Consider the following 14,494-nt stretch of genomic DNA (forward strand, 5'->3'; position numbering starts at 1 on the left):
GCAGCCTGATCTTGTCCGACAGGCTCAACCCGATCACTCTCAGACGCCAGATGTCAGATCAAATACCAACTACTACAAGTGAGCTTAGGTCGGATCAGCAATGTGCGCTCCACCTCCTGGGCGCACACCCAGTCCTGATGCTTCAGCGCGGACCCTAGCCAATGTTGCGAGAATGACTCAATTGCGGAACTTCAACATCATGAAACCTGATGTATCATCTGTCAGACATGAGATAAGGTCCTGAGCTAATGCCTCTCAGCACTATCCTGATCGCAATCGTTATCCTCTTCATCGTCGCAACCGTTCCCGTTTGGCCATACAGTCGCACATGGGGACTCTGGCCCAGTGGAGCAATCGGGCTGATACTTGTGGTATTGATTGGCCTGTTCATTCTGGGGTGATCCGCGAGGCTTCAAGGCGCGCCGGCACGCAATGAGGGTTCCGTCTCGATTTCACATTCCGCTTGCGAATTCGCGCTGACCGGCTGGTGTAGAAGCAATGACTTAGCATCTCCCGACCCGGTAGATCGGAACTCCTGTCAATACGATCTGTTCTGCTAGCATTCCCTGCTGAAGCTTCGCTTCAAGGCAGAGCTGGACCGGGAGCCACCATCTGATCGTTGGGATGCAGTCGATGTCCTTCATGTGCCCAGATTCGAATCGAACACCGCACCATCCTATCCACGCGGCGGCGGGCGTGTTCCCGGGCAACCCGGCCGAGCTGGATCTTGTTATTTCGACGGGACCCGGGAGCTCCTGCCGGGCTAGGCAGGGTCGTTCGATGCGCCACCCGGCTTGGGCGCAACAGTGATTGCTATGCTCCAGCTCACAGGACGCTGGATCATCCGTCTTCTGGCCGGGATCCTGGTCATTGGATCGCTCGTCGGAGCAGCGGAGCGACGCTTCCGACGCGTGCGCAGGCAGCTCCTCAACCGGGGCGACGAGTTCCGGCCGGAACGGCCGGTGCGCCCTTCACCGCTTGCCGTAGCCGCACAGGCTGTCTCAGACGCGCGTGAGGGGCAGAGCGGTCACCGGCTCCTCGCCGATGGTCCTCTGGCGCTCGCCGCTCGTCTGGCGCTAGCGCGGGCAGCGGCCAACACCCTCGATTTGCAGTACTATGCTTGGCACGACGATCTGGCTGGCCGCCTCCTGGCCCGGGCGGTGCTTCACGCTGCCGAGCGCGGCGTCCGCGTGCGCATCCTGCTCGATGACCTGCATGCCCGCTCGACCAAACGGCTCGTGCGCCTGCTGGCAGCACACCCGCAGATTACACTGCGGGTCTACAATCCATCAGTGACGCGCCGCGCCTACTTTCTGAACTGGCTGTTCTCCTTCCGCCGCCTGAACCGGCGCATGCACAACAAGGCTCTGGTTGCCGACGGTGCGGCTGCGATCATTGGCGGGCGCAACATCGGCGATGTCTACTTCGGCTTGGCGGCCAACATGAACTTCCGCGATCTCGATGTGCTAACCGTCGGGCCAGCGGCGCGGGCGGTGGAGGCGTTGTTCGAGCGGTTCTGGGACAGTGAGTTCGCCATGCCGTCTGCGGCTTTTGGAGTGAAGGAGCAGGCCAAGGAGGCGGAGGTCAACGCCATTGTCGCCCGCCTGGACCGCAGCATCCGCGAAGATCTGCGGCGGCTCAGCGGGAAAGGAGAGCCACAACGCGACGCCGGAGAAATGCTTGCCGAACACAGAACGAGTTTAGATGCACTCCTGTCCGAGCTGATCTGGGCACCAGCCACGGTGCTGAACGATGCGCCGGGGAAAGCTGCGGACGCGGACCGGCTCCAACAGAGGCTCTGGGACGCTCTCAGCGACATCAGGAACTCGCTCGATATCGAGACTGGCTATTTTATTCCCGATGAAGAGGATCTGGCGCGCTTCCAACGGCTGACGGCACGCGGAGTGGCGGTCCGGATCGTCACGAACTCCCTTGGCACCAACGACGTCCTGCCGGCCCAGATTGGTTATGCACGCCACCGGAGAGGCCTGCTCTCCGCAGGGGTCGAGTTGCACGAGTTGCAACCGGACGCCAAGGTGCGCCGCGCCCTGTCCCTTCTTGGAAGCTCCGGCAGCGCGGGACTCCATGCCAAGGTCATGCTTGCAGACGAGCACCTCGCGGTGATTGGGTCCTACAATCTCGACGCGCGCTCGGCGGATCACAACACGGAGCTGGTCCTGCTGATCGAGAGCGAGGCCTTCGCCCGGGAGCTTGCGGCGACGATGCGTCGGGTGCGGTCGCCGTCACAGAGCTATCGTATTGAGCTGCGTCAGGGCAGACTGGTATGGATCGACGATGGTGAGGTGCTGACCCGGGAGCCGGGAGCCACGCTGCCGGCGCGCCTGCTCGCGGGTTGCATGCGCATCCTCCCGGTCGAGTGGCTGCTGTAGGCGGTAGCCGTCCGGCAGGCACAGCGATCTTGCGAGCGGCCGCAGCTGTTTAGGTCCTCTAGCTTGGCTATGCTTTGGCGCCGAACGTCTGAAGCGGGTCGATGCTGTTGAAAAACTCCGCAACTGCCGTTTTTCGCGCGGTCAGCATACAGGATGCTGGGCCTGATCTGGCACGCTGACGCTAGCAATAGATGGATGAAGCAGCCCTCAGGACTTTTTCCAACAGCATCGGTCAATCTCAGGCATTCAGCGCAATCGTAACAAGGTCCGCTCTCTGGTTGATTCCTGATGTTCGTTGATTCTGGCCGTCAGGTTCGACCTGCGGGAGAGCCGATGGAAGCGTGGAGAAAATAGCTCCCTCAGTCGAGCGTGCTTCCCATACGCTTCCCAAACCGGTTTTCTGGGAAGCAGAACCAAACCTGATCAACATCTAAGTGCTTGATAAAGCTTGGTGAGCGCGCTGGGACTCGAACCCAGGACCCTCTGATTAAAAGTCAGTGATCAACCACTATCAACGCCCCACAATTCATCACATTCATAAGGGCTGTGGATCAATCAAATCAAGGGGTTGAGACCAATTGTGAGGTGTTGTTAGCATTAGTCCATAACAACCGCTGACAGCCTGCCATCGTTACCCCTACGTTACCCGGACCTCCGATGCCTGCCTCTCTTACTGCCCGCTCCGTCGAGAATGCTAAACCGGATCCAGCTCGACGCCTTGAATTGCCTGATGGCGCCCTCCCTGGCTTCTACCTTGTGGTCCAGCCCTCTGGAGCCAAGTCTTGGGCCGTGCGCTACCGCGCGGACGGCAAGCCGAAGAAGTTCACGCTCGGCCCCTACCCCCGCCTATCGCTAGGCGATGCCCGTGACCAGGCCCGCGCCGCCCTGCGGCTTGCCTCGGAAGGCCGGGATCCCTCCGCCCTACGTATTGCTGCCGAGCGGGAGGTAGACGCAGCCAACAAGCTGCGGTTCGGAGCAGTCGTGACCGAGTTCATTGAGCGCTACGCCAAGCCGCGCAATCGCACCTGGCCTGAGACTGAGCGCCTCCTGACCAAAACCGATCTTGCGCCCTGGCAGGATCGGGATATCCGCAGCATCACCCGGCAGGAGATCCTTACCCTCCTTGACCGCATGGTGGAGCGAGGCGCACCCATTCAGGCCAACAGGCTGGTTGCCGCCCTACGACGGTTCTTCGGCTGGGCGATTGAGCGCGGTCTGCTGGAGGCCTCCCCCATGGCCTCGCTAAAGCCACCCTCGATCGAGGCTCACCGGGACCGGGTGCTCTCGGACGAGGAGTTGCGGGCCATCTGGTTGGCTGCGGACGAGATCGGATATCCGTTTGGCCGGGCCGTTCAGTTGATGATCCTGACCGGCCAGCGCCGCTCCGAAGTGCTCGAGACGCAATGGCCCGAGTTCGATCTGAACCGGGCCTGCTGGACCATTCCGCGCGAGCGCTCGAAGAATGGCGGCGCTCACATCGTGCCATTGTCCCCGGCGGCGGTGAGGCTAATTGGCTCGCTGCCCCGCCTGGGTTCTCCCCAAGGGCTACTCTTTACGACAACCGGCGAAACGCCGTTTTCAGGGGTTTCGAAAGCAGTCCATCGGCTCACGGCGCGAGCGCCCAAACACATGCCCTCAGGACAGCCCCTTGAGCCGTGGCGCCTCCATGACCTCCGAAGGACGTTTGCTACTGGATGTGCGCGGCTTGGCGTTCCCCTGCACGTGGTAGAAAAATCTCTCAATCACACTTCCGGCACTTTCAGCGGCATCGTCGCGGTATACCAACGTCACGACTTCCTCGATGAAAGACGCAAAGCGGCTGAGGCTTGGGCTACTCACGTGCTCGAACTGATTCGAAGTTCAGGCGTATAAATTCAGACAACGACTACTTCAGCTCACATCACTAAAATTGCTGCGGATTACATATCTCGGTGGAACTTATTTTCGGCATCAGCATTGCTTGGGAGAAAAAGATATCCGGCGCCGTAATTCGAGCCAGTCGAACGGCGCCGACAAACACACTGGCATTTGCGAAGTAGATAAAATTCCGATGGGACCATGCTGAGCGCAAGCGAGGCATGCATCTTAACATGTCTTATCGGAGCTATTCGCTCATGAAAACGAAGCTTCTATCTCCGGTTTTTCACGAGGTCAGCCTCGCAATTCAACGTGAGCTCTTTCTTGTCACGGAGAATGAGATTCACGCTTTGGAGTCAAGCATCTTGCAGATGGACTCCACCTACTCCCTAGGGCGAAAACTGAAGGACACTGAACGAGCTGATCGGCTTATCAGCCGAGTAATCGCGCGTCATGGACAACAGCTTTTGATCGAGATCCAGCGGCTATCCGGAAGAACCGCTATCATAGACCGAGCATTGAGCGATACACATCTGGCAAAGAAAAGTGATATCGCTACTTGCAGTGCTTGCCTTATAGGCGGCGACGTTCGTATCGCACTCTTACTGCGGTACCTGGAACTCATCGTCCATGGGGCTGAGCTGTACGCAGAGCAAGGCATCGCGTCTTTGCTCGATTCGGTTAAGGTAGTGAACAGCTCCAGAAAAAGCCTCGAGCGCGTCTTCCTCTGGGAGCCAACATTAGAAATCTTTTTACAGCATGGAAAAGACGTCGGCTTCTCTGAACATGGCCCGCTGATGCGCATCCTGGCCGCTTTTCACCGCGCGTATGGCTTAGAGCCTCCCAACCCCAGCGCGGTAAAGCAGCTCGTGCGGGACTTCAAGAAGGCGCGTGTTGCGCAATCAGATTAAATGCCACTTTCAACATCACTGGTGCTGTCGCGATCAAAATAGGCTTCAGCACTACACTAATAAAACGCGTTGAATTCAAGTAGCAAATGATCGCCTTTGAAGCGAACAAGGAGTGGTCACATGCATAGCACGGAAATTTACCTGAATGGCCGCAAAGTCAGGCAGCGATATGGTATCAGCACTATGACCCTATACCGATGGCAGGAGGACGAGAAGCTTGCCTTCCCAAAGCCAATTGTCATCAACGGACGCAAGTTGTGGGCCGAAAGTGCGTTGCAGATCTGGGAGCGGGCCCGAGCTGCAAGCTCGCGGGCGCCTGTGTCAGTAACAGTCTAAGCTGGATGGAAATATGCTGCGCTCCGCTGGTGGTAGACGACAGTCACATCCGGAGAGTGGTAAGGGATTGCCACCTCTTCCCGGACCGCAACTCTCGGCTCGGTGCCACGATATTGGAACAAGGTGCCTCGACAACCTACCAGTCGAGCAACCACGAAGCCGCCGCGTGAGGATGTAGAAGCGCACCTTTGCGCATCTACGCATCTCCTGCCCAACTGACTTATGGGCGCAATTTCTAACTGCTGAAAGCCAGCCCCCCTGCAATCTATTCGCTGTTGATCTTCGCCCTCCCGCTGAAGACGACCGCGTTCCAAAGACTCAAGACTGAGAAATCACATGCGTTTAAGAGCTCTTGCAGCCGCTCGTTTGAGCGAGCGCGCACGATTTGCTTTGTCTCAAGGAGCAACACTCCGAGAGGCTGAAGCCGAACTCACCAACCCAGACTCCCCTTCCCGCAACGCAATCGTTGCAAGAATGATCTACCCTGGGCTCACGATTTTCTACGGCGTCAGCGGTGTCGGAAAGACTTTTATCATCCTTGGGACCGCTACCCACATCGCCTTCGGCCACCCTATTGGAGAGATCCCAGTCAGACGTGGCCAGGTGATCTATATCGCCGCGGAGGATGAATGGGGTGTTCGAATGAGGGCGGTCGCAGCCGCTCGTGCTCTCGGTGTGAACTTCGATGAGGCACCATTCGTCATTATCCCGCCTCCCTGCTTAGTGCAGGATCCTGGCTTCGCGGATGCCATTATCGAGATATCCGAAGGTTTTACTGCTCAGAGCGGGGAACCAACGGTGCTCGTTGTCGTGGACACCATCGGGGGCGCTTACGGCGCCGCATCGGCCAACGACGATGCCACCCTATCGGGAGTGGCCTCATCCTTGCTGCGGATCGCCCGAATCCTGAACTGCAGTACGATCGCGGTCCATCACGTCGGCAAGGACCCGAGCAGAGGTATGCTGGGCTCTATCGTGCTGCGCAACCGTGCAGATACCGTAATCAAGCTCGAACGCGGTCCCGATCGGTTGACCGTACGAGGCACGATCGACAAGCAGCGAAACGGCCCTGAAGGAGCCAAGCTTACGTTCCGACTTCAGCCCTGTCAGATCGATGAGAACTCGAGTCTCAGCAGCCTTGTCCTGACAGACCTCGAGATTGCGGCGTCCGACATGCCGCTCCAGCAGGCGCAGCCACTCGGGCTGCGCCCCCTGCCACCCGACCCGTGGACAGTTCTCAAAGTGCTGGTCGGCCTCACTGAAACCATCACCTCGACCACTGTATCCGAATGGCGCAAACAGACCGTTGATCATTGGGACGGGCGCAGCCCTTCGGCTATACGCACGGCTTGGTCAAACGCAATCAAGATCCTCAAGCAGCGAGGACTGATCGTAACTGACGGGGACATTGTCAGCGTCAGCGATCTGTCAGTGGCGCGTCAGCTGCTTGCAAGCGTTCACAGTTCTGGGCATGCAGCAAAGAGCAGCGGGGCGCAAATTACAGCGAGTTCCAACCCTCCGGAGCAGGTCAACAATCCAGGTAATCTAACTCAGCATTTGGATACAAACGCCCCAAAGCTACGGTCTTCGAATCCAAACCGATCCGAAGGAGGAGAGTCTTGAAGAGCTCGAAAGTTGAACTGTTTCTGCTCCGCGAACGAGTGGCAGCAAACGGCGCGACCTACTTCATCGGCTGGCTGGGTTCCGCCAAAGTGGTCGTTTTGAAGGACGAGTACGCTCAACCAGACCAATGGTCAGTGGCCCACTGGAGGGTTCTCCTAGAGCCAAATGACAGAGCCACTTCCCCGAGCTCGAACCAGGCTGCGATTAAGAAAGCTGGTGCCGCGACCGCTCCGAAGCGGCCGCAACGGCGGAAGTCACGAACTCAGTCGGCCGAGGCTCGCGCGCAAAAATGGCTTGAGGAAAATGGCATCGCCGATCGCGAGCCAAATGACGAGATCCCATTCTGAACCTAGACGCATGAGTGCCCATTAGTACGCTCAACAGAATGCGTACCTGATTGAACCACAACTACGCACGATTCTAGCCCAGCAACCGCGGGATTCATTTGTGACCGGGGCAAACTACGACTCAACCCAGCCGACGATGTTAGGAGATCACATGACGACAAAAAGTGCGAGACTGCATACTAAGCAGCAGCTTTTTAAGACGTTCACTATCAAGAGAGATATGCTCACTTGGCTAATTGATAAAAGGGTCATTACGCCCGAAGCGGACGGCTGCTTCGACGTAATTAAGGCTGCGTCACAAGTTTTTGCTTTCTGTTACGAAGCAATCTCGGTACGTGCATCCGCTGACATGCAGGTAAAGAAGTCAGACGCCTTAACTAAGGAGCTTAGTGCAGAGGCGGCTGAGACGAAACGTCGACTGCTCGAGATCTTAGGCGAGATCGAAGCGGTTAAGCAGCAGACGGATCAACTTGAGCGTGATCTCGAGGGAGACAAGGCTCTCCTTAAGCAATTCCGAGAAATAGTGAGGCTCCAGCCCAAGCCTTCCCGCAAGGACTTACTTAAGCTAGTGCACTCAGCGGAAGGTCCCGAATGATCGCCACCGTGCACCGGCCCTTGTCGGCAGGAAAGTGGGTGCTGATCAAAGGGTATGGTGAGTCTTTCTCAGGAGTATCATTGAGCCAGCACAATCCACTCTGTCAGCGTCAGCGGCGTGTGAGCGTGCCGTCAGCGTCGAATAATATCTAACAGAGGGTGCGTGTCAGCAAAATGCGTTAGCGCCCCCCTCTCTATAGGGGCGCTTACGCTGCTTACACCCTGAGCCTTATGGCGTCGTAAGATGAGGTGTAAGAGGCCTCCCTCAGAATTGAGCGTGTTAGTGCGCTCAGTAGGCGCGTGACAAGGACAGCGTCCCTTGGCAGGGGCGCGTTGTCACGACGCCGGGCCCGCAACAGCTCCGCGGTTGTCCCCGAGTATATGACTGGAAATGTTTGGTCTTTCTGGCTGGGAAGGCACACGCCAGAGCACAGAAGACGTGGGTGCCCTGCACTCAGACCGCAAATGTGCGGGCGAGAGGGGACAGAGTGGGGACGGGTTGCACGTCGGAGCCGTTCTTGATCCAACACGGCAACGCGGTGCGCACATTGCTCCGGCAGCGCGGTATACGCCTGTGGCATGTTTAGATGCTTTGCCTTAGCGCCCTCTATACGCGCCGTTCACCTGGCGCGTGAGAGCGGGCATAGGAGTTCTCCTCGCGCTGAGGCGAGGAGAACTCTTTCGGCCGCGGCATCTTCGACCATCCGGTGCGGTCGGCCTCTCCTCGCTGGTGCAGTTCAGGCCCGGTGAGCCGCCAAGGCACGGTAGAGTGTTGCCCGGTTTACACTGAAGGCCTCTGCGATAGCCGTGACAGTCGCTCCAGGCTGCTCAAGCATCTGCATGGCAGCTTGCATCTGGGCGTCTGTTAAGGCCTTGGAGCGGCCGAACTTCACCCCCCGCTCCTTGGCGGCTTTGCGCCCGGTGCTCGTGCGTTCTAGGATCAACGAGCGCTCGAAGTCCGCGATACCGGCCATGACGGTCAGGATCATCCTGCCTGTCGGGCTGCTCGTGTCGGCCCAGGGCTCCGCTAGCGATCGTAACCCTGCCCCGAGCTCCCGCAGACGCTCAGCGATCTCAAGGAGATCACGGGTACTGCGTGCGAGCCGGTCAAGGCGCGTGACCAGGACAGTATCGCCAGGGCGCAGATGGTCGAGCATCCGCTCCAATTGGACGCGGTCGCGCTTTGCTCCACTCACCTTCTCTTCGAAGATTCGGGTGCATCCTTCCGCCTTCAAGACAGAACGCTGGTTCGCCAGATCCTGGCCGTCGGTACTAACCCGTGCATAGCCAATTAGGTGGCCGCCGGTGATAGAGCCCAGTTCAATGGATTGTCCGTGCATGTGCCTCGCCTCGATGTCGCAAAACATGTCGCTTAACTTTGATAAATTGCGACGACTTTTGCAACAAGCCTAACAGGCAATCCACGACAGTGTTCGGGCTGTCGCAAAACTTAGGGGTTTTGCGACAACTCCCGTCCCGCCAGACTGAACAACACGGTAGTTTGAGGTGCATCCGCGGGCAGGTCCGTACACAGCCACAAAGCAGGATTTCGATCTACTTCCGCTCCATGCCGGCACAGTCGGGGTTCCTGCGATCCGGCGCGGCAACGACTGGGGTCGCCTGGACGAATGCTTCGATGCTTTTGAGTAAACTGAGCCTATTGCCAAGCTTAGGATCAGACACATTTCGTGATTGGTGTGCTCCCGTTCATCTCAGGTACGCTACACAACACGTGATCGATTGCATTATGCGACCAACCTTCAGGGTTGGGATTAGCTTCGACGTTTCGATTGCGCTGCAACGGCCGGGTTTGCAGCTGAGCTGCCGGCACGAGAGGACAGCATGGCACGCTGGTGGCGACATACCCTCATTGCGATTGCAGGCCTTGCGGCTGCCTTTCCCCTGCGCATCCAATTCGATCTCGGCCACGGATCGTTTCTGCCGATCTCCGACGGGTCAGCCCTCGCCAAAGGCGGCGATGGGGGTGGCAATGGCGGGGGGAACGGAAACGATGGTGGAAACGGGAATGGCGGCGGCAATGGTGGCGGTAGGGGCGACGGTGGCGGGAACGGCAACGGCGGCGGAAACGGAAATGGCGGAGGCAACGCAGGAGGCGGGAACGGTGGTGGCTCAGCCGGAGGGGGCGCAGGAAACGGCAACAGCGGGAGCAGCGGCAACTCTGACGGTGGGCGTGGTGGCGGGTCTGGAGGTCCTGGCAACGGTGGCGGGAACGGAAACAGCGGTGGCAATGAGGGTGGTGGAGGTAGCAATGCCGGCGGTCAGGGGAATGCTGGCCGCAACGGGAATGGCAACAACGGTGGGAATGGCAACGGCGGCAGCCAAGGCAACTCTCACGCCGGTGGTCCTAGCGGCGGCATAGGTGGAGGGGCCACCCGCGGAAACAATGGAAGTGTTGGGAACGCAGGCGGGCTCGGTCGCGGCAATGGCACGTCGAAAGGTCCTAACGGCAGTTTCGGTGCGGGTAAGGGCAACAACCATGCTCGAGGCAACAGCGGCAAGGAAAGCCCTGGCAATAGCGGGAAGGCCAATTCCGGCAAGGGAATGAGTGCGACCGCGGGTCCAAGCAGCAGCAAGGGCCATTCAAAGGCCAGCACACCACGTGCGGCAAATGCATCGAGCGGCCAAAGCCAACAAGCCCATGACAAGGCCCGGGCGAGTTCTGGCATAGCTGCAGCGGGCCGGAGCAAGGCTGCGGCATCCGCTCGGCAGACATCCAGCCGGGCCAAGGCTGCCGCTCAGGTGCAGGCGGCGAAGACTGCTACCGCGATCCCCGCTCAGCAGACCCGTGCCGTGCCTGTCGTCGCGGAGATCGACCGCCGCCCCAAACCCCGCCGGTCGTCGCGCTCCATTGTGGCGTCAGGCTTGTCGCAAGTGGATCTGGCCCGGCTGACCGCGCAAGGCTTCCGGATCGAGACCCGGACAAAGGGTAGCATCGCGCCCCAGGCGATCAGGCTCCAAGTGCCAAGTGGCCAATCGGTGGCACAGGCCCGGCAACGGGTTCGTCTGATCGACGCTCAGGCGGCGGTCGACTTCGACCAGTTCTACTATCTTGATGAGAGCACCTCCGCCTGCGTGGGCATCGAGTGCCAGCCCCCCTCGCCCGTGGACTGGGCCTCCCTCGTGAAGTGGTCAGGATCGAACCCTTTACAATGCGCGCCCTCACCCCTCATTGGGGTGATCGACACGGGCATCAATGTCGATCACGACGCTCTGAAGGACCAAGCCATCGAGATCGTGGCTCCGCCCGCTCGCCGAACCGTCGCCTCGTTACAGGATCATGGCACGGCCGTGGCGGCTCTTCTCGTCGGCCGGAGCGGAAGCAGCGCTCCTGGCCTTCTGCCCGGAGCGCGCCTTGTGGCGGTGGATGCTTTCTACCGTGACGGCGGCACCGCCGACCGCACGGACGTGACATCTCTGGTCACGGCCATCGAAGCTTTGGCCGAGCGCGGCGTGCGGGTGATCAACATGAGTCTGTCCGGTCCTGCGAACGAGGTCCTTCAGAGGGCCATTGCTGCCGCCCAGGCCAAGGGCATCGTCATCGTTGCAGCTGCGGGCAACAACGGAGCCGGTGCCGATCCCTCCTATCCGGCCGCCTACCCGGGTGTTGTGGCTGTCACGGCTGTTGATCACGAGCTGAATGTATACCGCCGCGCCACCCAGGGTCCCTATGTTGATCTTGCAGCCCCCGGCGTGAACGTGTGGGTGGCCTCGGCCGACGGCAGAGGCTCACTGAGAACCGGAACTTCGTACGCGGTGCCGTTTGTCTCGGCCGCCGCAGGCATGCTTGCAGCCAATCCGGCGTTGGACGCCAAAGCCCTTCAGACCCGTCTCGAAGCGTACACACGTGATCTTGGCAAGCCGGGGCGGGATCCGGTGTTCGGGTTGGGCCTGATCCAGATGGCGGCATTGTGTGAGCAACCAGCGGACGCTCCGGCAATCGCAACGGTGTCTGATCAGCCTGCTGCCATACCCGGCAAGGGGCAGACCCTAGACATACCCTGATCTTTGAGAAACACCGAAGCGGGCTAAGTGGGAATCGCAGCAAACTGCCAGAGGACATCGGAGGGCTCTTGCGACGAACCGTCAGCGCAAGGCCACAACCACGCCAGCGGCATTGAACCGACATGAGATCCGCGACCGGCGAACCTGACGCGCGCCCGCGCGGGCATACTCAACCCGCACGTCAAGCGGTGCTGAGAAGCCCCCCTCTCGGGTGCGGTTCGCTCGCCCCGCGCTCGCGGCGTCCACGCGCACAGCCCCATAGGGCAGTGCGGCCTGCACGATTGACGTTCGACAGATTTGGACAACGTGGCCGGGGATGCCAGCCCGTGCCACAAGCGGCGCCTCGATGTGGGGTGAGCCTGGTCTGCCAAGGCGCGGCAGCAAAGGCGGGGGCAAAGCCACATCACCGTTGCCGCCCCTGTCGCTAAGCGCCGTTAAGGCGGACAGAGCATCACGCGCCGCTGTTGGACTGGCGGCTCCGATTGAGCTGGGTGATGGCGCGGGACCTGCGACAGAGGCTTGTCCGGCGCTTACACTGCTGCTGGCGCCAGCACCTCCACTGGGGCTGCCACCTGCGCCGAGACCGCCTCCGCCTGCCGTGCTCCCTCCCCCGAGGGTGCCTGACCCAGCGGGAGCGCCGCCACTGCTCTGACCACCACCCCCGAGACCGCCCGCACTGCCATTCCCGCCGCCAGAGGTGCTCCCTTGACCACCACTCCCTAAGCCGCCGCTGTTGCCTCCGCCCAGACCACCGCCGTTGCCGCTGGCCTGACTGCTTCCGGCTCCGTTGTTGTTTCCGTTGCCCCGCCCCCCACTGCTTTCGGCCTGACCGCTGTCGCTGTTTCCACTGCCTCGGCCTCCGCTATTGCCGTTGCCTTGACCGTTTTCTCCCCCGTTGCTGCCGCTGCCACCCGAACCACCCTCACCTCTTCCGCCCCCATTGGCGTCGCCTCGCCCCCCGCCGTCAGACTTCCCGCCGCCATTCCCGTTACCTTGGCTGCCGCCTCCGCCGTTTTCGCCGCCTCTGCCGCCATCACCTCCTCCTTTGGAGAGCACGGGTTGAGCGGAAAGCAGTGCAAGCGTGATGATGGACACAAGTGGCAGTCGCAGCATGGCTCCTCCAGACGGCAAGACCCGGTACAAGCTGCGCACCGGTTGTCGTGATCTAAGACTGGTTCGATCCGTCCAGACGGCTGCTCTTCTATAACGGCTGCAAGAGAGGCGGTTGATCAGGCTCTGCGAAGTCGAAGACCCTGATCGGGATCAGCTATAGAAATGCCCTTATCTGCGGGAGCGAACGATCGGGTGCTCAAAACGCCTACTCGACGATAACAGAGCAGGAGGGTCGGACAGCCTAATTGAACCGTCAAGGCGAAAGCTGTCATATCACCTTTAAGGGTTAGATTAGAGCTGCTCGCAGTCGCCTGGCTGAGGAACACCGGTGCATACGCGAGCCCATGCGCTTGCTGAGGTTCATGCTTGTGACTTGCAGATCACGTCGGCCGAGTTCGCGGACGCGCTTGGCCTGATGGCCCCTTTGTTGATCTGCAAGCTGGACGATGAAGCACAGGTGGCGCGGGAGCTGAATGTTGGCTGCAGCGACCCCTGACCCGAGCTTAGATCAACCGGTCGGTGTTCTGGCGATTGTCTTGCGGCTGACAAGCGTTTCAAGGCAGCGTTGTGTATGCAGAGCCCTTAAGGCCGCCGAGGTCAACACGACCGGAAGATCTACTGACCCGAGGACCTCGGCATCGCCACCATCCTTGCTCCGTACCAAGTGGGAAGTCTCCTTCGGGTCAATCCTTCACCTTCCGGCCGCCCGACGAACGTCGGCTCATGACCGCCGAAGCGGACCATACGCGTACGTCTCAGGAGTGCCATTACCGGACCTTGGCCCAAGGCCGCCTGGGAGGAGCGGCAAGCATCGTCAGTCCCGTTGCCGCTCCTCCCACGCACGGGCGATGCGCGGCAGGCTGGCCTCGATCCAATCGGCCAGAACCCGCACCTTCTCAGCCGCCTCCCGCCCCAGGGGCGTCAGGCTGTACTCCACGTGCGGCGGCACCACGTCGTAGGCGATGCGCTCGACCAAGCCGTCGCCTTCCAGCCATTGCAGTGTCTGCGCCAGCATGCGCTCGCTCACCCCGCCCACGGCCCGCCGCAGGGCGCTGAAGCGAAGCGTGTCTGCTTCCAACGCGATCAGGACCAGCACGCCCCAGCGGCTCGTGACGTGCTTGAGCACCTCCCGCGAGGGGCAGGTTGCGGCCATCAGGTTGCCGCGTCGGAGCTGCTGCGACAGCGATGCGGGGTGCTCGTCCGGGCCCATGGTGACTTTCTCCATACTAACATTTGTGTGCGTACTTACGGAAAGTAAGTGAGGTCTGTATATCACGCGAGTCATCATCCGCAAAGGACA

13 protein-coding genes and 1 tRNA gene are annotated in these 14,494 nt (G+C 60.2%); 9 read left to right on the plus strand and 5 right to left on the minus strand.

The features are described 5' to 3' along the window. Positions 1 to 248: 248 nt before the first annotated feature. Positions 249 to 401, plus strand: a complete 153-nt coding sequence (locus JQC81_RS17115) for a DUF3309 family protein (RefSeq protein WP_203273002.1) — start codon at positions 249 to 251, stop codon at positions 399 to 401. Positions 402 to 815: 414 nt separating this feature from the next. Then, positions 816 to 2,390, plus strand: coding sequence for a phospholipase D family protein (locus tag JQC81_RS17120; RefSeq protein WP_203273003.1), 1,575 nt, complete (start codon positions 816 to 818; stop codon positions 2,388 to 2,390). A 449-nt stretch (positions 2,391 to 2,839) separates the two neighbouring features. On the opposite strand, the gene JQC81_RS17125 is transcribed toward JQC81_RS17120, so the two are convergent. After that, a tRNA-Lys gene (locus JQC81_RS17125) sits at positions 2,840 to 2,911 on the minus strand. A gap of 136 nt (positions 2,912 to 3,047) precedes the next feature. Between JQC81_RS17125 and JQC81_RS17130 the strand changes: the two genes are divergently transcribed. From JQC81_RS17130 to JQC81_RS17150, 5 genes are all read left to right on the plus strand, one after another. Beyond that, positions 3,048 to 4,262: a tyrosine-type recombinase/integrase gene (locus JQC81_RS17130; RefSeq protein WP_203273004.1), complete on the plus strand. Its 1,215-nt coding sequence runs from the start codon at positions 3,048 to 3,050 to the stop codon at positions 4,260 to 4,262. Positions 4,263 to 4,504: 242 nt separating this feature from the next. Further along, complete coding sequence (locus tag JQC81_RS17135) at positions 4,505 to 5,158, plus strand: hypothetical protein (RefSeq protein ID WP_203273005.1); 654 nt, start codon at positions 4,505 to 4,507, stop codon at positions 5,156 to 5,158. Between the two features lie 672 nt (positions 5,159 to 5,830). Then, positions 5,831 to 7,117 carry an AAA family ATPase gene (locus JQC81_RS17140; protein WP_203273006.1) on the plus strand — a complete coding sequence of 429 codons (1,287 nt, stop codon included), beginning with the start codon at positions 5,831 to 5,833 and terminating at the stop codon, positions 7,115 to 7,117. Continuing rightward, on the plus strand, positions 7,114 to 7,464 hold the full coding sequence (locus JQC81_RS17145; RefSeq protein ID WP_203273007.1) for a hypothetical protein: 351 nt from the start codon (positions 7,114 to 7,116) through the stop codon (positions 7,462 to 7,464). The genes JQC81_RS17140 and JQC81_RS17145 overlap by 4 nt, the downstream gene beginning before the upstream one ends. A gap of 151 nt (positions 7,465 to 7,615) precedes the next feature. Then, complete coding sequence (locus JQC81_RS17150) at positions 7,616 to 8,059, plus strand: hypothetical protein (protein ID WP_203273008.1); 444 nt, start codon at positions 7,616 to 7,618, stop codon at positions 8,057 to 8,059. Between the two features lie 736 nt (positions 8,060 to 8,795). Here JQC81_RS17150 and JQC81_RS17155 read toward each other — a convergent pair. Continuing rightward, complete coding sequence (locus tag JQC81_RS17155) at positions 8,796 to 9,398, minus strand: recombinase family protein (RefSeq protein WP_203273009.1); 603 nt, start codon at positions 9,396 to 9,398, stop codon at positions 8,796 to 8,798. Between the two features lie 686 nt (positions 9,399 to 10,084). Between JQC81_RS17155 and JQC81_RS17160 the strand changes: the two genes are divergently transcribed. Both JQC81_RS17160 and JQC81_RS17165 read left to right on the plus strand, forming a co-directional pair. Beyond that, the gene (locus JQC81_RS17160) at positions 10,085 to 10,438 is read left to right on the plus strand and encodes a hypothetical protein (protein ID WP_203273010.1); all 354 of its coding nucleotides are present in this window, start codon (positions 10,085 to 10,087) and stop codon (positions 10,436 to 10,438) included. 431 nt (positions 10,439 to 10,869) lie between these two features. Continuing rightward, the gene (locus JQC81_RS17165) at positions 10,870 to 12,081 is read left to right on the plus strand and encodes a S8 family serine peptidase (protein WP_203273011.1); all 1,212 of its coding nucleotides are present in this window, start codon (positions 10,870 to 10,872) and stop codon (positions 12,079 to 12,081) included. 530 nt (positions 12,082 to 12,611) lie between these two features. Here the strand turns inward: JQC81_RS17165 and JQC81_RS17170 are convergent. The 3 genes from JQC81_RS17170 to JQC81_RS17175 all read right to left on the minus strand — a co-directional run bounded on the left by JQC81_RS17170 (position 12,612) and on the right by JQC81_RS17175 (position 14,404). Further along, positions 12,612 to 12,764: a hypothetical protein gene (locus JQC81_RS17170; protein ID WP_203273012.1), complete on the minus strand. Its 153-nt coding sequence runs from the start codon at positions 12,762 to 12,764 to the stop codon at positions 12,612 to 12,614. Between the two features lie 36 nt (positions 12,765 to 12,800). Continuing rightward, the gene (locus JQC81_RS32755) at positions 12,801 to 13,115 is read right to left on the minus strand and encodes a hypothetical protein (RefSeq protein WP_210347200.1); all 315 of its coding nucleotides are present in this window, start codon (positions 13,113 to 13,115) and stop codon (positions 12,801 to 12,803) included. Between the two features lie 893 nt (positions 13,116 to 14,008). Next, positions 14,009 to 14,404 (minus strand): winged helix-turn-helix transcriptional regulator, encoded by a 396-nt coding sequence (locus JQC81_RS17175; RefSeq protein ID WP_203273013.1) that lies wholly within the window; start codon positions 14,402 to 14,404, stop codon positions 14,009 to 14,011. Positions 14,405 to 14,494 lie beyond the last annotated feature (90 nt).

This window comes from Microvirga arabica (assembly GCF_016811235.1).
Lineage (GTDB): Bacteria > Pseudomonadota > Alphaproteobacteria > Rhizobiales > Beijerinckiaceae > Microvirga > Microvirga arabica.